We start from the raw sequence: 23,064 nt of genomic DNA, 5'->3' as shown, positions 1-23,064 counted from the left end.
CTGGCTAGGCTGCGAGGATGACGCCTTTCCTCCGCGTCGCCGTCGCACCGGTTCTGCTCGTCGGTGCGCTGACCGGCGCGGCGAACGCCAACGCGACGCCGGGCAGCGACGTCACCGCCGTCACCCTCGGCCAAGCGCAGATCCCCGCCGGACTGCTCCCGTTCGTCGCGGGCACCGACCTTGTGGTCCGCGAAATCACCATCGGCCCAGGCGGTTCCACCGGTTGGCACTACCACGACGGCCCGGTCTTCGGCTTCGTCCGAGCGGGCACCCTCACCCATCCCGGCCCCGACTGCATCGCCCCGATCTACCGCACCGGCGATTTCATCTACGAGCCCGCGGGCGAATGGAACGTCCACATCGGCCAGAACCTCGGCACCGAACCACTCGTCCTCGACGTGATCTACGCCCCACCCACCGGCAAGCCGCTGTTCGTGGACGCCCCCGCACCACCCTGCGCTTCATGATCAACGGCACATGGTGGAGGCTCTTCTCGCGAAACAGCGCAGCCGTGTGCCGTTGATCTCAGCGTTCGTCGGGGTACTGGGGCAGGAGGGTGCCCAGCGGGCCGAGGTCGATGTTGAGGTCTTCGGGAGTGAGGCCGAAGTGGTCGCGTAGTTCGTCCATGCGTTGCTCGAGCAGCATCAAGGTGGTGCCGATCCGCTCGACCTGGGCATCGCTCAGGTCGCCTTCGTCCACGCGGCGCAGCGCCTGCCGTTCCATCAGTTGCCGCAGCAGCTCTACCAGGGTGAGGACGAGCGTGACGAGCCCGCGCTCGACGGATTCGGGGTCGGTGTCGATACGCGGTGGGATGCCGCCGAATTCAGTCATCGGGCTCCAGCGCGGGGGTGGACAAGGCGCTGATGGAGGAGATGAGGGCTCGCAGCGAGATCTCGACCATGTCGACGTCCGCGATGGAGAGCCTGATGTCGCCGGTGATGACCACCCCACCGGCCAGCACTCGGTCCAGCAGGTCGATGAGCGCGACGCGGCGCTCACGGTCGACGTTCGACACGACCTGGCTCATGTCGGCACCCTTTCCACTCCAGCGAACGAATACGGTGGCCACGGACCGGTGAGCTCGAGCCGGATGCCGGGGAATTCTTTGCCGAGCTCGTCGACGATCGCTGCGAAATCGTCCGCGCGCTCGTCGTCCACCAGATAGGTGCCGTTGAGCACCATCCACTCCCGGCGGCCGGACAGTGCCGGGTCCGTCACCGGTTGACGGCGGCCGGCGGCGGCATGGCGGACCAGGCGCGCATGGATATCGTCGGCGCGCAGCGCGGCGTCGCGTTCGACGGTTTCCTGTGCGGCCAGTTGTGCGCGGCGGCGCGCTAGATACGCTGTCCCCGAACCCTTTCCGCCGCCCGCGTCGCGGCTTGCGGCTTCGGCCACGTCGTCGACGAGTGCGGCGCGGTCGCCATACGCCTTCACACCCCACTCCGTGCGGCCGCTCACCAGGGTCAGCGCCGCATCGAAGTCCGCACGCCGGTCGTCGAGCATCTCACGTACCCGATGATCGTCGAGGAAGACGGTGGCCAGGCGCAGCGGAACGGCCGGGCCCCGGCTGACCACGGCCGACACGACGGCGTCGTGCGCCCGGGCCGTCGCCTCCAGCCAGTCCAGGTCTTCCAGGTTCCGGCGCATCGACTCCTCCCCGAAGATCTCGAGCGGCACCGTACCGACAACGGCCGCCAAGTCGTCCGACAGCACCGCGCGCACCGCCTCGCCCGCCACCCCGGTTGTCCCGCCCAGCTCTTCGGCGAGGTTTCCCGCAGTCGTCACCGCATACAGCCAGACGCCGACGGCATCAGTCACGGTCCCTCGCTCCCCTCGGTTCGCGGCGGCGTTCGAGGGAGTGGCGCTCCGCTTCCTGCGGCTCGCGGCGGCGTTCGAGGGATATGCGGCGCTCGTCCGCGGCTTCCAGTTCGGCGATCCGGTCGCGGAGCTTCCGGTTCTCGAGTTCGAGGTCGCTGTCCTGCCGCTCGAGGGCGCGGGCCTTGCTGTTGAGCCAGGGATCGGTCTCCCACCAGTCGATGCCCACTGCCTTGGCCGTCTCCAGCGACGCGACGACCAAGCGCAGCTTGATGGTGAGAAGTTCGATGTCGAGCAGATTCACCTGGATGTCGCCCGCGATCACCAACCCTTTGTCGAGGACCCGCTCCAGAATGTCGCCGAGGTTGGTCGACTGGTGACCGCCGCCGTACGGCTGCGGCGCGGGCGCTCCACCTCCGACCACCGTCATTGCCGATTCCTTCCGCCGATGTCGGTGCTGCCCCGGACATAACGCCTGGTTCTGCGGTAGGCCAGCAGATTTCCGTCCAGGTCGGTCTCGACCTCGTAGAGCGCCAGCATGTCCGAGGACGAGGGGATGCGGCGGTCCTCGAGCACCTCGACCTCTACTCGCCAGCCGTCGTCGGTCGGCTCCAGGGAGGTGACGCCTTCCGGCTGCTTCGAGGTCAGTTCCACCAGGTTCTCCACCGCTGCCGCGATCGCCTGCGCCGGATCGAGTTGCTGACCGGCTCCCGAGTCGACGTCCTCGGATTCTTCATGAGTGGTATTGCGGCTCACGCTGGTCACTCCCTTTCATCCGGCGGCCCCGTCGCTACGGCTGAAGCATGCGATCCAGCACCGCCTGCTGAGCCTGCTTGCGCTCCTCTTCGGAGAGCTGCCCGGATGCCGCCGCCTCGTCGATCAGCTCGAGCTCACGGCGGATGGCGGCGGGATCCCGCAACTGCTGTTCGACTTGATCCTGGATCAGTTCACCCAGCCAGATCACGCCCCGGACCGGCGCGATAGGCAGCGTGAGGATCGACGAGAGCAAGCCCATGGGTCAGCCCTCGGGGGCGCGCTTCGTGACGAAGTCGTACGCCGCCATCGGGCCGAGCAGGCTCAGCTCCACGCGCCCGTCCCATTCCCCGTCGGCGAGCTGACGCAGCGCATCCTCCAATTCACCCTGCTCGGTCAGTTCGAGCAGGACCGCGACGTGGACCGCGTCCTCTTCGTGGGTCGGTTCGCGTTCGTTGACCAGGGATGTCAGCGGCTCGAGCAGCGTGCGCATCCGGCGGGTGTCCTCCGCGCGTTTGGCCGTGACCGCCTGATTGACGATCTCGCCCAAGGCGATCCTGGCATTGCGGGTGGCGTCTTCCGGCTTGTCGCGGATCTCATCCCGCAGCTGGGCTGCCTCGGCATTCTCGTCGAGTACCTCCCGAAGGACGGTGCCCTCGACGTAACGTCCCTTGACCACGAATTGCGCTCGGCCCTCCAGTTCCTCGAGCGCGGTGCGGAACTCGTCCTCATGTGCCTCGAGCAGTTCCTTTTCCACCGCCTCGGGATCGGACATGACCGCTCCGAACCGCAGTGGCAGCACCGGAGCGACGGCGGCCGCACCGTCGAGCAGCCGCGCGTGCGCGGTCAGATCGTCGGGTGTGCCGAACCGCCGGTCGACCGGTACGTCACTGACCAGCGCCGCGATCTCGCCGTGCCGCACCACATCGATGGTGCTGTCGCTGACCCCGGCGGCGTGCTCCTCGGGCTCCACATCGGCAGGCACGATGCCGTAGACGTATACGCCGGTGCGCTGACCGCTCTCGGTCTCCCGTGCTTCGGTTGCGTGCTGCGTGGACATCATTCCTCCTTACGCTTCGACGGCCGCCTGACGGGCTGGCGCTTCTCCTCGACCTCGTCGAGGAAGCCCATGACCTTCTCGCCCGCGGCCTCGAGCGCGCCTTTCGTCTTGTGCTTCGCGGCGCCGCTGGTGACGTCGCCGACCAGATCGGAAAGGTCCTTCGGTTCAGTGCCCATTTCGAGCCGGTTGACGGCGTCGGCGAAGCGCAGATACGTGTCGACGCTGGCTACGACAACCCTGGCGTCGATGGTCACAAGCTCGATACCGACCAGCGACACGCGCACGAACGCGTCGATGACCAGTCCTTTATCGAGAATCGTATCGATGACGTCGGCCAAGCTGGATGAGCTCGGGCGCGCCATTGTGCCTGCGCCGCCGCCTCCGCCGCCTACGGGTTCGATCGTCATGTCCGGTCTCCTTGCGTGTCACTGCGTCGGCGTGCGGCGGTGCTGCGGTGCTGGGTGGCGGGTCGACGGCGCGGCGCGGGTTCCTCGTTCGCAGCCTCCTCCTCGTTCCGCACGTCGTCTCTGGGTTCTTCGTCGGTTTCGGTGTCTTCGTCGTCGGTGTCGGCCCGCTCCTCGCGGCGGGCGGTCTCGTCGTCCTTGACGACCTTGCTGTCGTGGATCTCGCCGTGCCAGCCCTCGACGTCGTCCGGGTGCAGTGCGCTCTGGATCATGACGTGCCGCTCGAAATGCTTGAGTTCCAAGCGAGCGCGGCGGCCGGCCGCGTGCCACAGGTTGGCGGTCCTTTCGAACAACCCGTGCGGGTGGTACTCGAGCACCATGATGATGCGGGTCAGGTCCGGCGTGATCTCGTGGAACGTCACCGCGCCGTCGATATAGCCCTTGTCCCCCTTGGATCGCCACACGATCCGCTCGTACGGCACCTGTTCGGTGATCGTGGACTCCCAGGACCGCCGGGACCAGAACACCTTGCCGGTCCATGCCAGCTTCTCGTCGGATACCTGCTCGACCTGCTCGACCTTCTTCATGAACTTCGGGAAATCCGCGAACTGGGTCCACTGGTCGTAGGCCAGCTCGATCGGAACGCCGACGTCGATCTGTTCGACGATGTTCGTCAGCTTCAGCTTCTTGGCTCCGGCGCCCTTCCCCTTCCCGCCGGTCAGGTTCTCCTTTGCTTCCTGGAGCTTGTCTTGGAGCGTATGGGTGACCTGCGCCAACCCGCCGCTCATGGCAGCCTTGAGCGGCGATGCGCCGCCGGCGAGCTTCTCGGCCCCGGTTATCGCCGCCAGCAGGCTTCCGCCTCCTTCGGCGTAGTCGTTCAGGCGGTCGGCTGTGTTCGACAGCTTGCCGGAGACTCCCATGAGAGCGCGGTCGACCACGGTTCCGGCCAGGGTCTGCAGTGATTGCGCAAGCACGCCTGTCGGCGCGGCTTCCTGAACCGTCTTCTGGGCCGTCGAGCCGGCGCGGGTTGCTGCGCCGCCTGCCCGGCCTGCGGTAGTTCCTGCCTTACCTGCGGCACGGCCGGCGGTAGTGCCCGCCCTTTCCGTAGCGCGGACCGCCGTCTTGCCTGCCTTCCCCGTAGCGCGGCCAGCCGTCGCGCCTGCCTTCCCCGCGGCGCGGCCAGCTGTCCTGCCTGCGCTTTCCGTAGCGCGGACGGCCGTCTTGCCTGCCTTACCCGTAGCGCGGGCGGCTGTCCTGCCTGCCTGACCCGTAGCGCGGGCGGCGGTCTTGCCTGCCTTGTCCGCGGCGTCCGACAGAGCTCTCGACGCCATCGGACTCACCTCCTCGTGCGCCGTATGGGCGCTTGCTCGGCCTCGGCGCGAATCCGGCGCCGACCAGGCGACGACGCTGCGCGATCCGGTGAACCGGATTTCCGGAAGCGTGACTCACCGGCACGACGCCGGGGGCTGGATGCCGTCCGGCGTGCCCGGGCAGGCTCCTGGGACTCTTCGGACTCGTCCTGACTCCCCTCGGACTCGTCCTCCACCAGCTCTGCTTCTACTTCTGGATACTCTTCCTGTTCTTCTTCGGAGTATTCGTCCTGTTCTTCCCCCGGGTACTCGTCCTCGATCTCCTCGTCGGCGTATCCCTGCTCGTCGCCCTCGGTCGTCTCGTCCGGGTACTCCTCTTCGCCGGTGTCCCAGGTCTCGTCCCGAAGTTCTTCCTCCGCCTCGGGTATCGCGGCCCGTTGCTGCAGGCGGGCGTTCAACGCGTCGATGCGGTTGCTCGCCGCGGTGACCGCAGCCGCTCGCGCGGCGCCCATCAACTCCTGGCGGACCGTGTCGGTGATCCCGGCCAGCTCCGGCGACGATTTGAGCAGCGACGTCCCGCGCTCCAGCAGTTCTTGGGTGACCCCGCCGGAAGACCGCCTGGCCATCGCCGCACCCGCCAGCGACAACGCCAGGCGCATTTTGCGCGTGCGGCCCAGCAGGTACCCGGCACCCACCCCTATAGCTATCTTCGCTCCGCCCTTCATCATCACTCCTTGCTTGCCCGCGGCTGCCGCGGCATAGCGACGGCAAGGCAGCCGAGGCCCTCTTCGACCCACGTGCGGGTTAGACCGCATCGCACTACCCAAACCTGGTCAGCGCATGCTGGGCTACCGGATGGGAGGTGGGTGCTGCCTGCGAAGATCCAGTCAGGTCCGCTTGCGCGATGTCTACCAGCGACTTACCAGTGTTGGATGTCGCCGACAGGGTCGAAAATATTTCTCGAGAAAGTTCGCGAATTACGTCGAAACCGTGCCGCCCGCTCCGACCAGAGGGTGACAGCAGGCCACACAGCAACCCACAAGGAGCACATCATGTCCGTCAACACGTTCTTCTGGTTCGAGAACGGCGCTGAGGAAGCGGCCGAGTTCTACGTCTCGGTGATCCCGAACTCGCGGGTGGTCGACATCTCGCGCAATTCCGACGGGTCGGCGTTCATCGTCTCGCTGGAGCTGGACGGCCAGGCGATCACGATCATGAACGGTGGACCGGACCACCCGCTCACGGACGCGGCGTCACTGCAGGTGGTCGTGGACACCCAGGACGAGGTGGATCGCCTGTGGGACGCGCTCATCGAGGGCGGCCACCCGGGCCCGTGCGGCTGGCTCACCGACCGCTACGGCTTGTTCTGGCAGGTCGTGCCCTCGAAGCTGTTGGAACTGATGAGCGGTGACGATCCAGCCAAGACCATCGCCGTCGGTACCGCGCTGCGCACGATGTCCAAGCTGGATGTCAAGTCGCTGCAGGACGCCTACGACAACGCCTGACACACGAAAACCCGCCCGGACGACGATGGCCGGGCGGGTCTTCGCGTGGCGCGACGGCGTCGTTCAGCGCCAGCGCTCGGGTGTGACCGGCGCCTCCCAGGCGCGGGCGTAGCGGCGCTTGTCGGAGGCGTCGTATTCCTTGCTGCGGTACACCACGTACGGCCGCACCAGATAGCCGACCGGCGCGCTGAACATGTGCACCAACCGGGTGTAGGGCCACAACCCGATCAGCGCGAGCACGACCAGCCCGTGCAGCTGGAAGGTCCACGGTGTGTCCACCATGAGCTCGGGTTGGGGGCTGAGGGTGAACAGGCTGCGGAACCACGGCGAGACCGTCTCGCGGTAGTTGTAGGTGCCCCACAGCAGGTTGCTGCCCCAGGTGTTGAGCAGTCCGGTGATCAGCGCCGCGGCCAGCAGCGCGTACATCAGCTTGTCGTTGCCGGTGGTGGCCTTGCGGACGGCCGGGACCGTGAAGCGCCGGTACAGCAGGATGGCGACGCCCGCCAGCACGGCGAGACCGGCCACCGAACCCGCGCCGACCGCGATGACGTGGTAGGCGTGCTCGGAGATGCCGACCGCGGCGGTCCACGCCTGGGGGATCAGCACGCCGAGCACATGACCGCCGAACACTCCGAGCATGCCGAAGTGGAACAGCGGGCTGCCCAAGCGCAGCAGACGGCTCTCGTAGATCTGCGAGGAGCGAGTGGTCCAGCCGAACTGGTCGTTGCGGTAGCGCCACAGGTGCCCGAGCACGAACGAAGTGAACGCGATGTACGGCAGGATCAGCCACAGCGAGACCGGCAGATTCGGGGATGCGTTCATCGTCGGCCTTCCGATCCGTCGAACAGGGCGGGGTCGAGCGCGAAGGGCTCCAGCCCGACCTCTTCCTCCGGCGGTCCTTGTGCCGCCAGCTCGGCAATACGCCGCCGATCGGCAGTGGTCGGCGGCGGTAGCGTCGCGCCGACGGCGGCAAGCACCCCGGCGTACGGAGAACCGCTGTCCGACAGCGAAAGTCGCAGCAACTCCAGCACCGGAACGTGCTCGCCGAGCAGACGCTCGCCGCCGATCGGATCGACGGTGGCGGCGAACTCCAGCAACACCGGCAGATGGTCGGGCAGTTCTTCGTCGCCGAGTTCGACACCGGCGTGCCGGTAGGCGTGCTTGAACCGCAGCAATGCCATCCCGCGCTTGCGGGTGTCGCCGTAGGCGTAGAAGGTCAGGTGCAGGCTGGCGCGGCGGCGCATGTCGAAGGTCTCGACGTAGGCGGCCGCGAGCTCCAGCGGAGGGGTCGTCCGCAGGTAGTCGAGGCATTCGCTCAGCTGGGCGCGTACCTCGTCCGGCAGTTCCGCCGCCGCGGTGGCCAATTGGCCGACCATGGCGAGCGTCTGCTCGGACGGGTAGTCCAGCAGCAGCGCGGCGATCCGCCACACCAGCTGCCGGTCGCGTTGGGCGAGCTCGACGGACGGTTCCGGGCGGCGGCGCAGCTTCAGCAGGCTCATCGGCCCGCCCCGCTCGGCGCGGAGGCCGGGTCGTCGGCGTGGGCGCCATTGCCCGTGCCGTTCGCGACCGCAGCGTTGCCCGAGCCGTTGGTGGGCCTGCCGTTGGCCGGAACTCCGTTGTTCGCGTGCCCGTTGCCGTTCCCGTTGGCCGCGTCGTTCGTCGGCACCAGGCCCTCGGTGCTCTTGCCGTCCCAGTTCAACAGGTTGATCCGGGACGACTTCTCCTCCGGCGCCGCACCGTTGGAATCGGTGAGATGGAACTTCTCCACCATCTGGTCGAACGCCGTCATGCCCGGTCCGCCGTCGGTGTCCAGGCTGCACCCGGTGGCGAGCGAATCCAGTTCGTGCGCACGGGCTCCCGCACCGGTCGGAATGACATACCGGTGCTCGTACTTGGCGATGGCCAGCAGCCGGTACATCGCCTCGATCTCCTCCGGCTCCAGCCGCACCGACGGCGCGATGGCGGGATCGGGCTCCTCGCCGAGGTTCACCGAGCGCATGAACGAGCGCATCGCCGCCAGGCGCTGCAACGAGGCGCGCACCGGCCCCACCTCACCCGCGGTGAACAGCTCGGCCAGGTACTCCACCGGGATGCGCAGCGCGTCGATGGCGCCGAACAGGTTCGACACGTTCTCGCCGTCGTGCCCGGTCTCGGTGAGCACGTCCACCACCGGCGACAGCGGCGGCACGTACCAGACCATCGGCATAGTGCGGTACTCCGGATGCAGCGGCAGCGCGATCTGGTAGTCCACGATCAGCTTGTAGACCGGCGAATCCTGGGCCGCCTGAATCCATTCCGGCGAGATCCCGGCCCGCTCGGCCTCGGCGATCACCCGCGGGTCGTGCGGGTTGAGGAACACCCCGAGCTGGGACGGGTAGAGGTCCTTGTCGTCGGTGACCGACGCGGCCTCCAGCACGGCGTCGGCGTCGTAGAGCATGACGCCGATGTAGCGCAGCCGTCCGACGCAGGTCTCCGAGCACACCGTCGGCATGCCGACTTCCACACGCGGGTAGCAGAAGGTGCATTTCTCCGCCTTGCCCGTCTTGTGGTTGAAGTAGATCTTCTTGTACGGGCAGCCCGACACGCACTGCCGCCAGCCACGGCACTTGTCCTGGTCCACCAGCACGATGCCGTCCTCGGCGCGCTTGTAGATCGCGCCGGAGGGGCAGGAGGCCGCGCACGACGGATTCAGGCAGTGCTCGCAGATCCGCGGCAGGTAGAACATGAAGGTCTCTTCGAACTCCAGCTTCACCTGGTTCGAGAGCTTCGCCAGCAGCGGGTCCTTGCCGACCTGCTCGGGGCCGGAGCCCAGGTCGTCATCCCAGTTGGCGCCCCACGTGACGTTCGTGTCCTGGCCGGTGATCAGCGATTTCGGGCGCGCGACCGGCGTGGTGTCGGTGGGCGGCGAGGACAGCAGGTTGTCGTAGTCGTAGCTCCACGGCTCGTAGTAGTCCTCGACCGTGGGCAGGTCCGGGTTGGCGAAGATGTTCATCAAGCGCTTGAACCGGGACCCGGACTTCAGGGTGAGCTTGCCGCGCTTGTTCAGCGTCCAGCCGCCCTTCCACTTCTCCTGATCCTGGTACTGCCGCGGGTAGCCCTGTCCGGGACGGGTTTCCACGTTGTTGAACCAGACGTACTCGGTGCCGCCGCGGTTGGTCCACGCCTGCTTGCAGGTGACCGAGCAGGTGTGGCAGCCGATGCACTTGTCCAGGTTCATCACCATGGCCAGCTGTGCCATGACTCGCATATCAGTACTCCACTTCCTGCGACCGCTTGCGGATCGTGGTCACTTCGTCACGCTGATTTCCGGTGGGGCCGTGGTAGTTCAGCGCGAAGGACTGCTGCGCGTAGCCGCCGATGAGATGCGAGGGCTTGATCATGATGCGGGTGAGCGCGTTGTGGATGCCGCCGCGCTTGCCGCGGCCCTTGGTGTCCTCGCCGATGCCCTCGATGCGCGGCACGTCCACCGCCCGGTCCTGGGCGTGGTACATGAACACCGTGCCCTCCGGCATCCGGTGGCTCACGATGGCGCGGGCGACGACGATGCCGTTGCGGTTGATCGCCTCGATCCAGTCGTTGTCGGCCACACCGATTTTCGCGGCGTCGCGGTCGGACATCCAGATCGTCTGACCACCCCGGGAGAGTGTCAGCATGTGCAGGTTGTCCTGGTAGGCGGAGTGGATCGACCACTTCGAGTGCGGTGTCAGGTAGCGCACCGTGACGCCCCGCTCGCCGACCTCGCCCACCGACGGCTCACGGAACAGCGCCGTCATATCCAGCGGCGGACGGAAGATCGGCAGCTGCTCGCCGAGCTCGATCATCCAGTCGTGGTCGAGGTAGAAGTGCTGCCGCCCGGTCAGCGTGTGCCAGGGCTTGAGCCGCTCGGTATTGATGGTGAACGGCGAGTACCTGCGTCCGCCGGTCTCGCTGCCCGACCACTCCGGCGAGGTGATCACCGGCACCGGGCGAGCCTGGGTGTCGGCGAAGGAGATTCGCTTGCCCTCGTGCTCGGCGGCCAGGTCGGCGAGCTTGGTGCCGGTGCGGCGTTCCAGCGCGTGGAAGCCCTCCACCGCGAGCCTGCCGTTTGTGGTGCCCGACAGCGCGAGGATCGCCTCGGCCGCGTGCGTGTCCTTGGCCAGCGACGGGCGCCCCTGGGCGATGCCGGACACCACGGTGCCGTTCACCCCGGCGAGGTACTCGACCTCCTGGTCGGGGTAGGTGGTGACGCCCTTGGTGGTGGTGCCGAGCGTGTCGATCAGCGGCCCGAGCGCGGCCATCTTCTCCGCGATCTTCGGGTAGTCGCGTTCGACGACCACCAGCTTCGGCATGGTCTTGCCCGGAATCGGCTCGCACTCACCGGCTTTCCAGTCCAGCACGCGTCCGCCCGCCTGCGCGGTGGCATCCGGTGAATCGTGCTGCAGCGGCACGGCGACGATGTCCTTGCGCTTGCCCAGGTGCTTCTCGGCCATCCAGGAGAAGCCGCGCGCGATGCGGTGGAAGGCGTCGAAGTCGGTCTTCGCCTCCCACGGCGGCGAGATGGCAGGGGAGAAGGCGTGCACGAACGGGTGCATGTCGGTGGAGGACAGGTCGTGCTTCTCGTACCAGGTGGCGGCGGGCAGCACGATGTCGGAGAACAGCGTGGTGCTGGTCATCCGGAAGTCCAGCGACAGCAGCAGATCGAGCTTGCCGGTGGCGGCGGTCTCGCGCCAGTTCAATTCCTGCGGCCGGACGCCGGTGGCGTCGGTGGTCTGCAAGTTGGAGTCGGCGCCGAGCAGGTGGCGCTGGAAGTACTCGTTGCCCTTGCCGGAGGAGCCGAGCAGGTTCGCCCGCCACACGGTTAGGCAGCGCGGGAAGTTCTCCGGCGCGTCCGGGTCCTCACAGGCGAACCGCAGGTCACCGGACTTCAGCCCGTCCACCACGTGCTCAGGCGCTGTCTTGCCCTCGGCCTCGGCCTCGTCCACCAGGTCGAGCGGATTGCGGTCGAACGTCGGGTAGCTCGGCATCCAGCCCAGCCGGGTGGCCAGCGCGATATTGTCGGCGGCCGTGCGACCGGCGAACTTCCCGTCGCCCAGCGGCGAGGCGAACGACTCCGCGGTGAACGGGTCGTAGCGCCACTGGTCGTTGGTCAGATACCAGAACACCGTGCCCTGCATCTGCCGCGGTGGGCGCTGCCAGTCCAGCCCGAAGGCCAGCGTGGACCAGCCGGTGACCGGGCGGCACTTCTCCTGACCGACGTAATGCGCCCAGCCGCCGCCGTTCACGCCCTGGCAGCCGGTGAGCAGGGTCAGGGTGAAGAACGCGCGGTAGATCTGGTCGGAGTGGAACCAATGGTTGGTGCCCGCGCCCATCAGGATCATCGAGCGGCCGCCGGATCGGTCGGCGTTATCGGCGAACTCCCGCGCGATGCGCTCGGCCTGCACGGCGGGCACGCCGGTGATGGCCTCCTGCCAGGCCGGCGTGTAGGGCTCGGACGCGTCGTCGTAACCGCTCGGCCAGGTTCCGGGCAGGCCCTCGCGGCCGACCGCGTACTGGGCCAGCAGCAGATCGAAGACCGTGGTGACACGCTTGCCCGCGACCGTCGTGGTCGGCACACCGCGGGTCAGGACGCCCGGGGTGTCGCTGTCGAAGCGTGGGACCTGTACGGCCGCAGCGTCGTCGGTGCGACCGTACAGAGTCAGCAGGGGATCGACGTCCCCGAGATCGAGGTTCCACTTTCCCGCGCCCGCTTCGCCGAAGCGGTGGCCGAGCGACCCGTTGGGCACCACCGGCTGTGCCTCGTCGTTCAGCAGCACCGTCTGGAACTGCACGTTCTCGCCGGTGTGGCCGAGGTCGGCGGCGGTGAGGAACTTTCCGGGTACGTACGACCCGTCGCGCTCGTCCAGCGTGATGAGGAACGGCAGATCGGTGTAGCGCTTGACGTAGTCGAGGAATCGCGGCGTCGATTTCTTGACGAAGAACTCCTTCAGCACCACGTGGCCCATCGCCATGGCCAGGGCGGCGTCGGTGCCGGGACGCGCGGGCACCCACTCGTCGGCGAACTTCGTGTTGTCGGCGTAGTCGGGGGAGACCACCACCACCTTCTGGCCGCGGTAGCGTGCCTCGGTCATGTAGTGTGCGTCCGGCGTCCGGGTAACCGGCACGTTCGAGCCCCACATGATGAGGTAGCCGGCGTCGAACCAGTCCGCGGACTCCGGCACGTCGGTCTGGTCGCCGAACACCTGCGGCGAGGCCACCGGCAGATCGGCGTACCAGTCGTAGAACGACAGCATGGAGCCGCCGAGCAGGGAGATGAACCGGGCGCCGACGGCATGGCTGACCATCGACATGGCCGGAATCGGCGAGAACCCGGCGACGCGGTCCGGTCCGTACTGCTTGATCGTGTAAACGTGGGCGGCGGCGGCGATTTCGGCCGCCTCCCACCATTCGGCGCGGACGAATCCGCCTTTGCCGCGGGCGGCCTTGTAGCTGCGCGCTTTCTCCGGGTCTTCGACGATCTCACCCCAGGCCAGCACCGGGTCCTTGAGCCGGGACTTGGCCTCCCGGTACAGCTCCAGCAGCGTGCCGCGCACATACGGGTAGCGAACCCGGGCGGGCGAGTAGGTGTACCAGGAGAAGGACGCGCCGCGCGGACAGCCGCGGGGCTCGTACTCCGGCTTGTCGGCGCCGACGGACGGGTAGTCGGTCTGCTGCGACTCCCAGGTGATCACACCGTCTTTGACGTAGATCTTCCACGAGCACGACCCCGTGCAGTTCACGCCGTGCGTCGAGCGCACCACCTTGTCGTGCGACCAGCGGTCCCGGTAGAACTCGTCGGCACTGCGACCGCCGACCTTGTGCAGTGTCCGCTGGTCCGGCGACACCTCGCCCCGGTGGAAATATTTCCCCAGCCGCAGGAGGGCGTCCCCGGCGTCGGCGGCCGGGGCGGAGGGTCCGCGACCCTGGGTACGCGAATTAACCACGACGTCCCCTTCGAGCTGTTAAATCGGGCTGATGTTTCGAGGGTAAGGAGACGTCGACGGCTCGCCAAACAACTCTCTCACAGCCCATTCCGGCGCGTGGTGAGTTGTGAGATCGCGGCAACGTGGTGGTCATGGTCGCGGCGCGCGAGTTCGGTGCGCGGCGCGGGACGACCAGGGCGGATGTGCCGTGACCTGGCCGAAAGCGGGTCCGAGGGGGTCAGCGGGGATCGCGACGGTGATGCTTTGGAAACGACCGGTTCTCTCGCGGTTTACATTTGTTAACACAACTGAACAGGCATCGACGGTGCTGGTTTTACTTGTTTCCGGCCGCTTCCATAGGGTTTTCCCGGACGCATTCAGTTGCCTGGATCACAATTCACGAAAAGTTTGCTTGTGATCGGAAATAGCATACGGAAGCCAGGACTCGATAGGGGCCGATCGAGCGCGGGAAAGCGCCTGTGAGCCGACGGCGTCCATGCTCGGCTATGTCTGGGCAAGCGTTTCCGTGCCCTACTCCCGGGCCGCTCCGTGCGGCCACACGACGTCCACTGGCACACCCCGTTCGCGGGCCAGCTCCACCACCGTGCCGGTGCCACCCTGCTGGCTGTCAGCGCCGTCCCACACCGCGATCAGCCGGTCGCATGACGACAGCATCGCCTCATTGGCCACCTCGTAGGCTTCCCGGCCCGCGTCGTCGAAATCCATCACCCGGATGGTGCTGGCTCGCCCGATCAGTTCATCGAACAGCTCGGCGTGGTCGGGCTTCACCTTCCGCTCCCGGTAGTTCCGCGACGGAAGCACGACTTCCAGCTGCCCGCCGACATCGAGGACGGCTCGCGCGAACACCGAGTCGGAGCCGCGGGCAATGCAGCTCACCCCAACCAAATCGGTGCCGTCACCGTGGTCTGTGAGCAGCTCGCGGACCACCTGGTACACCAGCGGCGCCGTGGCCTCCGTGATGTTCATATGCCCGGTGACCCCGATGCGCACCATGCGGGCTGCTCCTATGCTGTCGCCGCGACGAGTGGCCGCATGCGATCTCGCAGCTCGGCCACCACGCCAACGTTCACGTACGGTCCGGTGCGGTTGTACACCCTGGCGAGCTTCTTGGCCACACCGTCGGACGCTGTCTGTTCGACCACCGGCAGCGCGGTATGACTTACACGGCACGCCTCCTCCACCTCGCCCTGAATGGTAGCGTCCTGCCGACGGTCCAGCATGAGATCCTCCCTGGTCAGGTCGATGGCGAGCACTGTGATGTCGGCCGTCCACATTCCTGGAATACATTGGACGCCATCGGTGCTTGGAAAGGGATCGCGCCGCGGAGATGGGGTGGTGATCCCCGGTGCCGAACCTGTGGCGGTGCCGTGGTTTCACCGCCCGCGCGAGCCGTACTGGCTCCATGAAGTCGTCCGGCTACCTGCCCGGATATCGTTGATTCGTTGCCGTAGTCGGGCTGCATGCTCGGGTGATGCTTCCGCGCGACGAAGCGGGCCGGTTACCTGAACGAGATCACGCATGTCCAGCAGAACGTGGTATCCGGACCAGTCCGACAGGTCGTACCCGTACTCCTCGATGAAGTTGCGCACCCAGACCGTGTCCCGCCCGTAACGCACCGCGGCGTGCCACGTCGGAATGAGATCCACTTCGCGCGGCCCGACACTGACCCAGTCCCAGTCTCCCAATATTGCCCTGGGGGGGTTGGTTGTGTTGTCCCACAGCAGGTTTCCTGCCCAGGCGTCGCCATGGATGAGTCCAATTCCCAGAGGCCAATCGAGTTCGCTCAGTTCTTTGCGGATCTCATCGACGCGCCTCAGCAGCCACGCGCGCTCTTCCGCACTGATGGCGCTCTCCGTGGTGTCGTCCTCCAGCAATGCCCCGTGTAGCGACTCCAGCGCTGTCCATTGCTGTAGTTCGATCTGGGGCGTAGGTACGGCGTGCAGTGAACGTAGGAGGCGTCCCAGTTCTTTCGATGTCGGCCCCGGCGTGCTGCTAGTTTGCGGATAGTAGTGCCAGAACCCGACCGTGTACCCGTTGAACTGGTCCGGTTGCGCTCCCGGTAGCGGAGCGGTCGCGGCGAAGTCGTGCCGCTCGATAAGCCACTGAGTGACCTCGTATGTCCGTCTCGGTCGGTCCGCGTCGGTCTCGATCGTGCTCACCCGTCCTACGACGCGGTGTTGAGGCAGAACGTAGACGGCATTGCTGGAGTGGTGGATGAGTTCCGCACCCGTGGGGTCGAACCCATACGCTTCGCACGCGCTGCGTAGCGCCGCCAACTCCTCCGATGACATGCCAGCCCTATCTGACCAATGCAACCGTCGACTGGAATTCATTCTCTACCTGCTGAACCACAGCCATGTCAGAGTATGGTGACAGCCGCCGGCGAACGATGTTGATCGACTCGATCCCGCGAGCGCTGGTCAATCCCCGCGCGGCGCTCATCGTGTCCCGGAGCACCTGACAGGCTTGCTCGATCTCGGTAGTCCGACTCGATGCAGTGTCGACGTGAACCGGCACGTAGGACGCCGCAAGCGTGGCAGCTGACAGTACGTGCCGCCGCTCCATCCCTACGGAATTCGCCAGCACCATCGGTGCGTGCCTTTGGACATCCAGGAAGCGACGCCCATCGTATGCCACGTACACGAACTCGGCCGACAACTGCCGCTCGGTGAAGAACCGTATCCAATCCGGCTCATCAGCTGGCCGCGCGCGGTCCAGTCGGCGATCGGCCTCGGCCATCGCTTCTGCGCTCGCGCTCGCGTCGCCACGCAGCGCGTAGGCACGTGCCAGCAACGCGTTGCAGCGGGCGGCGGTGCTCGGTGAACCCGACTGGTCAGCAGCGCGAACAGCAGCGGCACCGAACCACAGCGCCTCCTTGGAGCGACCGAGGTAGTGCGCCTGCATCGACATGTCCGTGAGGACATGCGCTCCCAACGCCACATTGCCGCTCGCCTTGGCGAGGCGAAGAGCTTGCCGAAAGTACTTCTGTCCGCGCCCTTGCCGAGCTGAGTCGAAGCACATGAAGCCACTGAGATCGCACAGTCGCGCCGCGACCGCATACAGCTCGGGGGCGGTGCGACTGTCGCATGAACCATGCAACGCCGGACCTACGACGTCATCGAGGAACCGCGCCAGTGTCGCGCGGGCATAGCCACCGCCAAGGTGGTGGTCCGCGTTGGCGAACACGTCGCACATCGACCACATGACCGCGATATCGGCAGTTCCGACACGCCTATGGTTCACACCTGTCGCGAAAGTCGGAACAGTCTCGTCCAACCATTCCCGCACCGGGTCGAATACCTCGCAACCGACCCACGGTGCATTGGGCTCGTCTGGAACCAGTGGGTCAATCGAATCCCGTTCTGCTGCCGGAGAATTGATGTCGATCCACATGCGCTCGAGGACGCCGCCGGTCTCCAGTGCATTGTCCATTCGCCGCACGAAGTCCCTACTGGGACGCCGTTGGGCCTTCTCTACCTTGCCGATGAGGGAACCACTGTCATGACTGACCGCTCCGAGTTGGTTGTGCGACATTCCCCGCAACAGTCGCCAGTGCCGCAGCTCGGCACCGAAGAACTGCCGTGCCGACTCCATGGCGGCCAGCTCACGCGGTTGTTGTGCCATCGCTTCATCCTCTGTGACCTGGTCGTATGCGACCAATTTCGGTGCAGCCTCGGATGCGGACACTTATCTGTCCGCATCAAACATATCCCGACCTTCCTGCGCTGGGTCACAAACTGATGACGACAGTGATATTCGAGTGGCAACCACCGGCGGGAGCTGCGCGGGAAGTGGATGGAGAAGAACAATGAGTCACCAGGTGCGACCCGACAGTGCGGATACGATGACCGGCGCAGGCATGCTGGTTACTCTCGACGGGCCGGGAGGAGTCGGCAAGTCCAGTATTGCCCGCGAGCTTGTTGGCTATCTGCGCAGCCGAAGGGTCCGTGTGCACGCCACGGCACAGCCCAGTCCTACCGTGCTCGGCGAGCTTATCCGTGCGCAGGCTGACACCTATCGGGGAATCGCGTTGGCGTGCTTGGTTGCTGGTGATCGACATCATCAACTGGACAGTGAAATCTTTCCCGCGATCGAGGCGGGCGTGGTCGTAGTCTGTGACCGCTATCTGCCGTCCTCACTCGTGCTGCAAGCTCTCGATGGTGTCGACCCGCGGTTGGTGTGGCAGCTCAATCACGGTGTACGGGTTCCAGATTTGGCGGTGGTGCTGCACGCCGACGTTCGCGCACTGGCTGCACGGCTCATCAGGCGAGGCGCGCACGATCGATTCGAACGCGCCAGCGACAGCAGTCGGATCCAATCCGACCGATTCTCCGAGGTCGCCGCTGAGCTCGCTGACGCCGGGTGGCCGGTTGCCGCGTTCGACTGCACGCATCGTCTGCCGTTCGACACTGCCCGTGCGATCGGAGACCTCATCCTGCCTCACATCAAGGCGCACCCAGACACCGATCGGGGCGCTCCACTCCTCGAATAGCAGGGACGCAACGATGATGACCGAACACGAACCAGTGAAGGGAGCAGCGCATGACCGGCGGACGGATGATGCTCGACCACCCGGGTTGGGTGCAGGCCAGCGACCGCGTGACCCACCGTGCAGTCACCGACGGCCACCACGCCACACTCATCACCGACACCGGAGCTGCCGAGGGGTGGTTGCGGTTCGAGGAGTTCGATCCGGCCGCGCTTGCCGGTGCCGACGACATGGTGATCGGATTGAAGGCTGCTGGCCCGGTTGCACGGCTGGCGAATCCGAACTTGTGGGATGCGCTGGCCACCGCGATCGTGCGGCAGGTGATCCGAGCCGGGCAGGCCCGCAAGTTGTATTTGCTGTTCAGCCGCGTACACGGGCAGCCGGTCGGCCACGGTGACACCACAGCATGGCTGTTCCCGGAACCGCAGAAGATCCTGGAACTGTCTGACCAGGCGTTCTCGGAACTCGGGGTCGCGTTCAAACGGCCCACGCTTCAGGCCGCTGCCCGTACGTACCTCGAATACGGCGACGCCTGGACCGCAATGGCGCGTTCTGCCCGTGACCGTCTCGAACTGATCGAGGCCTTACAGGAGGTACCACGGATTGGTCCGTGGACCGCTGGCGCGGCGGTCGCCGACTTCACCAACGACTTCTCGGTGTACCCGTACGCCGATCTCGCTGTCCGCACCTGGGCAAGGCGAATCTCACCCGAGCGAACTTGGCCTGACGACGAACCCGGATTCGCGGCACAATGGCGAGAGCTGGCGGGAAATCAATTGTCCGCGTGGACATTACTTACTCTCGCATGGGGGATAAACAATGCCGACCTCACCAGAACGGTCCCGTCGTGACCTGATCGCCGGAGCCGACACGAGCCACCCGCTGGACGCGCTGTTCGTCAACGCGCCGCTGCGCGACTACAGTCTGCGGCCCAGAGTCAACGACTTCACACTTCCCGTGCTGGGCATGGCCTACATCGCCACCTACGCCGCACAGCAGGGATTCAACGTCGGTGTCCTCGATGCCGAAGCCCACGGATTGGGTATCGACCAGACGATCGATCTCATCAATACCACCCGGCCGCGGTGGGCCGGATTCAACTTGCTCGCACCCACCTACGAGATCAGCGCCCGCATTGCCGCCGGTCTCGATCCCGAAATCAAGGTCATGCTCGGCGGGCATCAGGCGAAAGCGATGCCGAGCCAGATCCTCATCGATCCACGCATGACACGCTGTGCCGCGCTGGTCATCGGCGAAGCAGAGACCCGGGTCTGCGAACTCCTCGACGATCACGGCAACCGATCCCGCTTACCGGGGGTGATGTGGCTGGACCCGATCATGCGGTCACCGGTATCAGGCGGAATGCCTGGCGCATCCCACCACCTCGCACCAGACATCGACACATTGCCGTTCGTCGACCGAACCTACCTGTGCCAGGACCCCCACTACGAGCGGGCCCGATGGGAAGCGAACATGGTCGGCGCGCGGGGATGCCCATACAACTGCTCCTTCTGCGGAGCGGCGATCAGCGCCAATCCTGACATCACCATCCGAACCCGCAACCCGCACAACATCATCGACGAAATGGAGCGGCTACGGGAACGACACGGGGTGACCGCGTTCCGGTTCGTCGACGACCTGTTCCTGGGAGCACGCCGTGTGATCGACACGATGATGGGCGCGTTCACCACTGAACACGTGGGCGACTGGGCGTGCTGGGATGCCACCGGCCGCATCAACGTGCTGCATCGAGCCGCTGATGCGACACTGGAAACGTTGGCGTCCAACGGGTTACGTGAAGTTGCGCTCGGCATCGAGTCCGGCAGCGCCCGGATGCTCGAGTACATCGACAAACGCATCACCCCCGAGATGGCGGTCAGCGTGGTGACCCGTCTGGCCGAACGCGGCATCGGCGTGAAAGGGTACTTCATCCTCGGATTTCCCGGCGAGACCCGCAAAGAGATCGACACCACCGAGCAGCTGATCCACCAATTGTGGGAGGTCACCGAACCGCTGACCGGCCAGTTCCGCGCTTCGGTGTTCGAATTCCGTCCCTACCCTGGAACACCCGAATGGCATCGGCTGATGGCAACCGGCCGCTACCAGCCGGAACAACTCCTGAACTACTCACCGGTGGATCTGACCGACGGGGGTGTCGACGAGTCGATGCTGGCCCGCGACGAGTTCAACTTCTCGGTCAACCTCCAGCTCGCCGAAGCGCCAACCAGCTACATCCGTGCCAAACTGATCGACCTCGCGCACACCCAGCACGAGCGCGCTACCAACGGCTAGCTCCGGACGCCGGCGACCGCAGCCGATGTATTCCAGCCGTGCTCACTGAACTGCGCTCCGCCGTCGAGGAACGCCCTGATCCCGACGGCGGGGTACTCGATCAAGTCGTCGGGCAGTTGGTCGATCGGGAACCACCGCACAGCCGCGCACTTCTCCGGTTCTTGGTTCACGGGCTCCCCGACCCATCGCCGTGCCTGAAGGAACAGTCCCAGTCGCGGCTCCGGGCCTGAACCGGCGGCGTGTACCGCGTGGACGAATCGGAGGTCGGTCGGGTCGATGAGCACGCCGACTTCCTCATGAGCTTCACGGACGGCGGCAGCGGTGATCGGCTCGCCCGCGTCCAGCTTGCCCGATGGTAGATGCCACTGGCCTGCGAACATATCCCCACGGCGCTGAGTGAGCAGTAGCTCGCGGTCGCGCACGAGCAGGATATGAACGTCTACCAGGTGACGATCGGCCATCGGCATCTCCTCGCGTTCCACGGTCGGCCGAGACGATACGGCACCGACGATCTTGTCTCCACCGGACCTCCGTTGGCTTCGACCCGGCCGTACCGGCACCCGCAGTGTCGACCAGCACGGATCGTCATTGTGCCGCCGTGGGTCCCCCTAACGGACCTTGCGGCATCCACGGCCCGAGCACGACTTCGCTTTCTTGCACAGATCGGCGACAGGGATGTCGGATCACCGAAACACTCGACCTCGAAACGATGTGCCCCCCAATCGGGGCGGGCATCATTGCCCTGCAATGCCGCGCCGACGACACCGAACTACTCGACCACGCAGCGCGGCTCGACGATCCCAGCACTCAAAGACAAGCCACGGCCGAACGGGCCATTGCTTCACGCGTTGCAGGGGCATTGCAACTCACCGATCGCCGGATACGCCTCCATCGACCCCGCTGGCCGACTGTCGTTGCGCGGCAGGGTGTTCACACCTGACGGCTCGCAGTGGCTGGACTCCCACCATTGGGGCGTCGGAGAGGAGCCGGAGGCATTGGGCTTCTTTGTCGGCGCTGACCTGCTGCGTCAGGGTGCTCGCGCGATCATGGACGCCATTCCGCACGAGCTACCTAACGCCTTTGAGCAGCCGCGGGATTGCGCGCAGAGCGCGAAGATCCTGACGGCACAGCCGGATCGAGGAAGCCGCGAGCACCGTAGATTCTCAGAACGCGTTCACCGGAGAAGGGGGAAAAGTGACCGGTAGAGCCGCTAAGGCCCGATGGAAGGGGCCAGGCCGCCAGGTCGGTCCTCCGGCCGGTACGGCCAGCCGCATCTCGGGCAGCGCATCGAGAAGTTGATCGATGGCCTCCTGAGCGATCAGGTAGGACAGGGATCGGGCGGGGCAGGCGTGTGGTCCGAGGCCCCATGCCAGATGCGAGCGATTACCGGTCTGATCCTTGGCCCGGATTGCGGGGTCGTTGTTGCAGGCGGTCATGCTGACGACGACCGGCTGGTGCGCGGGCAGCCAGACGTCGTCGATGAGGATCGGCTGCTTGGGGTAGGTGATCAACATGTTGGCCAGCGGCGGGTCGTTGAACAAGAGCTCGTCGAGGGCGTCGCGGGTGGACAGGCTCCCGCCCACGACAGTTGCGCCGAACCGGTTGTCGGTGAGGATCAGCAGCAGGGTATTGACGATCAGGTTCAGTTGCACCTCGATCCCCGCACCGTAGAAGCTCACCACCTGGTGGACCATCTCCAGCTCGTCGAGTTCGGCTGGGTGCTGTAGTAGCAGCGTGGTGACGTCGTTGCCAGGATCGCCCCGTTTGAAGGTCACCAGTTCCAGAATCGCCTCGCTGAGCATGATGTTGCCCTTTTCGGCCTCGATGCCCTCGAAGATCGCGGCCATACCGGCGGCGACCCGACGACCTATCTCTGGCGGGCAGCCGAGCATGGCATTGACGACCTCGAACGTCAGTGGGAAGGCGTACTGACTGATCAGATCGGCCGTACCGGCCTGACAGAAGCTGTTGATCAGCGGGATGGCGATCTTCTGCACGGTGGCTTGGATACCGTACAGATTTACCTGATCGATGCTCGCGGTGATGGCCTGCCGGTAGCGCAGCAAGTCCACCCCGGCGTTTCTACTCCCGGTGGGGCGCCACTCCATGATCGGAAGGACCGGGCAGTCGGCGGGGATGTTCTTCTGCCAAGTACGGGGATCGGCCGGAAAGTGCTCAGGATCGTTGAGGATCCGCAGCGCGTTGTGATAGCCGATCACCAACGTGGCCGGCACGCCCGGCGCCAGCTCCACCGGGACCAAAGATCCGTACTGCCTTCGCATTTCACGGTAGGTACGGTGTGGATCGACAGCGAACTCGGGCGAATGCAGCGACACCCGCGAATCGTCGGAACCCATCGGCGAGCCGTGGACGACCGGACAAGAAGGGCCATCCGCCGAGAACTCGGGCGTGCTCAAAGGGAACTCCAGACCATTGGGGTGCGTTGTCGGAATCGCGCAGTGCCGTGCAGTTGTCCG

Annotated in this window: 26 protein-coding genes; 6 read left to right on the top strand and 20 right to left on the bottom strand. The window is 66.0% G+C overall.

The genetic code is table 11. The annotated features are described in order from the left end of the window. The first annotated feature begins 17 nt into the window (after nt 1-17). On the top strand, nt 18-467 hold the full coding sequence (locus NA4_RS12165; RefSeq protein ID WP_067468764.1) for a cupin domain-containing protein: 450 nt from the start codon (nt 18-20) through the stop codon (nt 465-467). Nucleotides 468-525: 58 nt separating this feature from the next. Here NA4_RS12165 and NA4_RS12160 read toward each other — a convergent pair whose 3' ends face one another. From NA4_RS12160 to NA4_RS40275, 10 genes are all read right to left on the bottom strand, one after another. Further along, entirely contained in the window at nt 526-831 is a 306-nt protein-coding gene (locus NA4_RS12160) for a gas vesicle protein K (protein ID WP_067468761.1), read from the bottom strand. After that, the gene (locus NA4_RS12155) at nt 824-1,027 is read right to left on the bottom strand and encodes a gas vesicle protein (protein ID WP_067468758.1); all 204 of its coding nucleotides are present in this window, start codon (nt 1,025-1,027) and stop codon (nt 824-826) included. Before NA4_RS12155 ends, NA4_RS12160 begins: the two co-directional genes overlap by 8 nt. After that, nucleotides 1,024-1,818: a GvpL/GvpF family gas vesicle protein gene (locus tag NA4_RS12150; protein WP_067468755.1), complete on the bottom strand. Its 795-nt coding sequence runs from the start codon at nt 1,816-1,818 to the stop codon at nt 1,024-1,026. The genes NA4_RS12155 and NA4_RS12150 overlap by 4 nt, the downstream gene beginning before the upstream one ends. After that, on the bottom strand, nt 1,811-2,245 hold the full coding sequence (locus tag NA4_RS12145; RefSeq protein ID WP_067468752.1) for a gas vesicle protein: 435 nt from the start codon (nt 2,243-2,245) through the stop codon (nt 1,811-1,813). Before NA4_RS12145 ends, NA4_RS12150 begins: the two co-directional genes overlap by 8 nt. Continuing rightward, entirely contained in the window at nt 2,242-2,571 is a 330-nt protein-coding gene (locus NA4_RS12140; RefSeq protein WP_084497014.1) for a gas vesicle protein GvpO, read from the bottom strand. Before NA4_RS12140 ends, NA4_RS12145 begins: the two co-directional genes overlap by 4 nt. A 34-nt stretch (nt 2,572-2,605) precedes the next feature. Then, nucleotides 2,606-2,830 carry a gas vesicle protein GvpG gene (locus NA4_RS12135; protein ID WP_067468749.1) on the bottom strand — a complete coding sequence of 75 codons (225 nt, stop codon included), beginning with the start codon at nt 2,828-2,830 and terminating at the stop codon, nt 2,606-2,608. Nucleotides 2,831-2,833: 3 nt separating this feature from the next. Then, nucleotides 2,834-3,628, bottom strand: a complete 795-nt coding sequence (locus tag NA4_RS12130; protein ID WP_067468804.1) for a GvpL/GvpF family gas vesicle protein — start codon at nt 3,626-3,628, stop codon at nt 2,834-2,836. Next, the gene (gene gvpJ / locus NA4_RS12125) at nt 3,628-4,035 is read right to left on the bottom strand and encodes a gas vesicle protein GvpJ (protein WP_174552933.1); all 408 of its coding nucleotides are present in this window, start codon (nt 4,033-4,035) and stop codon (nt 3,628-3,630) included. Before gvpJ ends, NA4_RS12130 begins: the two co-directional genes overlap by 1 nt. Next, on the bottom strand, nt 4,032-5,006 hold the full coding sequence (locus NA4_RS12120) for an SRPBCC family protein (RefSeq protein WP_245671302.1): 975 nt from the start codon (nt 5,004-5,006) through the stop codon (nt 4,032-4,034). The genes gvpJ and NA4_RS12120 overlap by 4 nt, the downstream gene beginning before the upstream one ends. A 362-nt stretch (nt 5,007-5,368) precedes the next feature. Beyond that, nucleotides 5,369-6,070: a hypothetical protein gene (locus NA4_RS40275; RefSeq protein ID WP_245671300.1), complete on the bottom strand. Its 702-nt coding sequence runs from the start codon at nt 6,068-6,070 to the stop codon at nt 5,369-5,371. A 324-nt stretch (nt 6,071-6,394) separates the two neighbouring features. On the opposite strand from NA4_RS40275, the gene NA4_RS12110 reads away from it, so the two are divergent. Beyond that, the gene (locus NA4_RS12110) at nt 6,395-6,847 is read left to right on the top strand and encodes a VOC family protein (RefSeq protein WP_067468798.1); all 453 of its coding nucleotides are present in this window, start codon (nt 6,395-6,397) and stop codon (nt 6,845-6,847) included. Nucleotides 6,848-6,910: 63 nt separating this feature from the next. Here the strand turns inward: NA4_RS12110 and narI are convergent, their stop codons facing one another. The 8 genes from narI to NA4_RS12070 form a co-directional block, all read right to left on the bottom strand. Then, complete coding sequence (gene narI / locus NA4_RS12105) at nt 6,911-7,669, bottom strand: respiratory nitrate reductase subunit gamma (protein WP_067468742.1); 759 nt, start codon at nt 7,667-7,669, stop codon at nt 6,911-6,913. Continuing rightward, nucleotides 7,666-8,346 (bottom strand): nitrate reductase molybdenum cofactor assembly chaperone, encoded by a 681-nt coding sequence (gene narJ, locus NA4_RS12100; RefSeq protein WP_067468739.1) that lies wholly within the window; start codon nt 8,344-8,346, stop codon nt 7,666-7,668. The genes narI and narJ overlap by 4 nt, the downstream gene beginning before the upstream one ends. Continuing rightward, nucleotides 8,343-10,085, bottom strand: a complete 1,743-nt coding sequence (gene narH, locus NA4_RS12095; RefSeq protein ID WP_245671301.1) for a nitrate reductase subunit beta — start codon at nt 10,083-10,085, stop codon at nt 8,343-8,345. Before narH ends, narJ begins: the two co-directional genes overlap by 4 nt. Nucleotides 10,086-10,095: 10 nt before the next feature. Beyond that, nucleotides 10,096-13,806 (bottom strand): nitrate reductase subunit alpha, encoded by a 3,711-nt coding sequence (locus NA4_RS12090; protein ID WP_067468732.1) that lies wholly within the window; start codon nt 13,804-13,806, stop codon nt 10,096-10,098. 510 nt (nt 13,807-14,316) lie between these two features. Then, a complete protein-coding gene (locus NA4_RS12085) occupies nt 14,317-14,799 on the bottom strand; it encodes a hypothetical protein (RefSeq protein WP_174552932.1) in 483 nt (160 codons plus the stop codon). Between the two features lie 11 nt (nt 14,800-14,810). After that, nucleotides 14,811-15,080 carry a hypothetical protein gene (locus tag NA4_RS12080; RefSeq protein ID WP_067468729.1) on the bottom strand — a complete coding sequence of 90 codons (270 nt, stop codon included), beginning with the start codon at nt 15,078-15,080 and terminating at the stop codon, nt 14,811-14,813. Nucleotides 15,081-15,179: 99 nt separating this feature from the next. Then, nucleotides 15,180-16,097 (bottom strand): aminoglycoside phosphotransferase family protein, encoded by a 918-nt coding sequence (locus tag NA4_RS12075; RefSeq protein WP_067468726.1) that lies wholly within the window; start codon nt 16,095-16,097, stop codon nt 15,180-15,182. A 7-nt stretch (nt 16,098-16,104) separates the two neighbouring features. Further along, on the bottom strand, nt 16,105-17,400 hold the full coding sequence (locus NA4_RS12070) for a helix-turn-helix domain-containing protein (protein WP_281180006.1): 1,296 nt from the start codon (nt 17,398-17,400) through the stop codon (nt 16,105-16,107). Between the two features lie 214 nt (nt 17,401-17,614). Between NA4_RS12070 and tmk the strand changes: the two genes are divergently transcribed. From tmk to NA4_RS12055, 3 genes are read left to right on the top strand one after another with little or no spacing between them, the layout of a single operon-like run. Further along, complete coding sequence (gene tmk / locus NA4_RS12065) at nt 17,615-18,298, top strand: dTMP kinase (RefSeq protein WP_218022292.1); 684 nt, start codon at nt 17,615-17,617, stop codon at nt 18,296-18,298. A 50-nt stretch (nt 18,299-18,348) separates the two neighbouring features. After that, nucleotides 18,349-19,146 (top strand): DNA glycosylase family protein, encoded by a 798-nt coding sequence (locus NA4_RS12060; RefSeq protein ID WP_218022291.1) that lies wholly within the window; start codon nt 18,349-18,351, stop codon nt 19,144-19,146. Continuing rightward, a complete protein-coding gene (locus tag NA4_RS12055) occupies nt 19,115-20,587 on the top strand; it encodes a B12-binding domain-containing radical SAM protein (RefSeq protein ID WP_067468720.1) in 1,473 nt (490 codons plus the stop codon). Before NA4_RS12060 ends, NA4_RS12055 begins: the two co-directional genes overlap by 32 nt. Here NA4_RS12055 and NA4_RS12050 read toward each other — a convergent pair. Next, on the bottom strand, nt 20,584-21,048 hold the full coding sequence (locus tag NA4_RS12050; RefSeq protein WP_067468781.1) for an NUDIX hydrolase: 465 nt from the start codon (nt 21,046-21,048) through the stop codon (nt 20,584-20,586). The genes NA4_RS12055 and NA4_RS12050 overlap by 4 nt on opposite strands. Between NA4_RS12050 and NA4_RS43640 the strand changes: the two genes are divergently transcribed. Then, the gene (locus NA4_RS43640; protein WP_373862779.1) at nt 21,019-21,792 is read left to right on the top strand and encodes a hypothetical protein; all 774 of its coding nucleotides are present in this window, start codon (nt 21,019-21,021) and stop codon (nt 21,790-21,792) included. The two genes, NA4_RS12050 and NA4_RS43640, sit on opposite strands and share 30 nt — an antisense overlap. Here the strand turns inward: NA4_RS43640 and NA4_RS12045 are convergent. Further along, a complete protein-coding gene (locus tag NA4_RS12045) occupies nt 21,751-22,944 on the bottom strand; it encodes a cytochrome P450 family protein (RefSeq protein WP_157128961.1) in 1,194 nt (397 codons plus the stop codon). The genes NA4_RS43640 and NA4_RS12045 overlap by 42 nt on opposite strands. Nucleotides 22,945-23,064: the final 120 nt, after the last annotated feature.

The sequence above is a fragment of the Nocardia amamiensis NBRC 102102 genome (assembly GCF_001612745.1).
Lineage (GTDB): Bacteria > Actinomycetota > Actinomycetes > Mycobacteriales > Mycobacteriaceae > Nocardia > Nocardia amamiensis.
This window is presented reverse-complemented; position numbering and strand designations above follow the sequence as displayed.

Excerpts from the sequence above, each read along its gene's own strand:
- NA4_RS12160 (WP_067468761.1), bottom strand. The coding sequence starts at position 831 with ATGACTGAATTCGGCGGCATCCCACCGCGTATCGACACCGACCCCGAA.
- tmk (WP_218022292.1), top strand. The coding sequence starts at position 17,615 with ATGAGTCACCAGGTGCGACCCGACAGTGCGGATACGATGACCGGCGCA.
- NA4_RS12045 (WP_157128961.1), bottom strand. The coding sequence starts at position 22,944 with ATGGGTTCCGACGATTCGCGGGTGTCGCTGCATTCGCCCGAGTTCGCT.
- NA4_RS12080 (WP_067468729.1), bottom strand. The coding sequence starts at position 15,080 with ATGTGGACGGCCGACATCACAGTGCTCGCCATCGACCTGACCAGGGAG.
- gvpJ (WP_174552933.1), bottom strand. The coding sequence starts at position 4,035 with ATGACGATCGAACCCGTAGGCGGCGGAGGCGGCGGCGCAGGCACAATG.
- NA4_RS12085 (WP_174552932.1), bottom strand. The coding sequence starts at position 14,799 with ATGGTGCGCATCGGGGTCACCGGGCATATGAACATCACGGAGGCCACG.
- NA4_RS12165 (WP_067468764.1), top strand. The coding sequence starts at position 18 with ATGACGCCTTTCCTCCGCGTCGCCGTCGCACCGGTTCTGCTCGTCGGT.
- narH (WP_245671301.1), bottom strand. The coding sequence starts at position 10,085 with ATGGCACAGCTGGCCATGGTGATGAACCTGGACAAGTGCATCGGCTGC.
- NA4_RS43640 (WP_373862779.1), top strand. The coding sequence starts at position 21,019 with ATGAACGTCTACCAGGTGACGATCGGCCATCGGCATCTCCTCGCGTTC.
- NA4_RS12075 (WP_067468726.1), bottom strand. The coding sequence starts at position 16,097 with ATGTCATCGGAGGAGTTGGCGGCGCTACGCAGCGCGTGCGAAGCGTAT.
- narJ (WP_067468739.1), bottom strand. The coding sequence starts at position 8,346 with ATGAGCCTGCTGAAGCTGCGCCGCCGCCCGGAACCGTCCGTCGAGCTC.
- narI (WP_067468742.1), bottom strand. The coding sequence starts at position 7,669 with ATGAACGCATCCCCGAATCTGCCGGTCTCGCTGTGGCTGATCCTGCCG.
- NA4_RS12050 (WP_067468781.1), bottom strand. The coding sequence starts at position 21,048 with ATGGCCGATCGTCACCTGGTAGACGTTCATATCCTGCTCGTGCGCGAC.
- NA4_RS12070 (WP_281180006.1), bottom strand. The coding sequence starts at position 17,400 with ATGGAGTCGGCACGGCAGTTCTTCGGTGCCGAGCTGCGGCACTGGCGA.
- NA4_RS12155 (WP_067468758.1), bottom strand. The coding sequence starts at position 1,027 with ATGAGCCAGGTCGTGTCGAACGTCGACCGTGAGCGCCGCGTCGCGCTC.
- NA4_RS12060 (WP_218022291.1), top strand. The coding sequence starts at position 18,349 with ATGACCGGCGGACGGATGATGCTCGACCACCCGGGTTGGGTGCAGGCC.
- NA4_RS12055 (WP_067468720.1), top strand. The coding sequence starts at position 19,115 with ATGCCGACCTCACCAGAACGGTCCCGTCGTGACCTGATCGCCGGAGCC.
- NA4_RS40275 (WP_245671300.1), bottom strand. The coding sequence starts at position 6,070 with ATGATGAAGGGCGGAGCGAAGATAGCTATAGGGGTGGGTGCCGGGTAC.
- NA4_RS12110 (WP_067468798.1), top strand. The coding sequence starts at position 6,395 with ATGTCCGTCAACACGTTCTTCTGGTTCGAGAACGGCGCTGAGGAAGCG.
- NA4_RS12130 (WP_067468804.1), bottom strand. The coding sequence starts at position 3,628 with ATGTCCACGCAGCACGCAACCGAAGCACGGGAGACCGAGAGCGGTCAG.
- NA4_RS12135 (WP_067468749.1), bottom strand. The coding sequence starts at position 2,830 with ATGGGCTTGCTCTCGTCGATCCTCACGCTGCCTATCGCGCCGGTCCGG.
- NA4_RS12145 (WP_067468752.1), bottom strand. The coding sequence starts at position 2,245 with ATGACGGTGGTCGGAGGTGGAGCGCCCGCGCCGCAGCCGTACGGCGGC.